This is a genomic window from Bradyrhizobium sp. Kon58 (genome assembly GCF_055807455.1).
In genome coordinates, this window is sequence record NZ_JBVVOT010000705.1 from 1 (window position 1) to 230 (window position 230).

Here is a 230-nt window from a genome sequence, read left to right on the forward strand (position 1 = left end):
AAACTGACCTTGGCCGAGAAAGCCCTGGCCGAGCAGTGCTACTTCGCCGTATGCCGTCGCCTGCACAACTCGTTGAAAGCCCGTCAGCGCTCGCACCGCCAGGTGCTGGACGAACTCAACGACAAACTGGCCGACAAGTACATCTGCAACTTCTCGGTGTTCCAGAGCCTGCCGGACACCTGGGCCATCGGCCAGGTCCTGCCGATCCTGCCGCTGCATCGCCTCGACGA

General features: G+C 62.2%; 1 protein-coding gene. It reads left to right on the forward strand.

Going from position 1 to position 230, the window contains the following annotated elements:
* Positions 1–230: hypothetical protein (locus AC0L20_RS42015; RefSeq protein ID WP_473295997.1), on the forward strand; the 230-nt coding region annotated here is incomplete at both ends.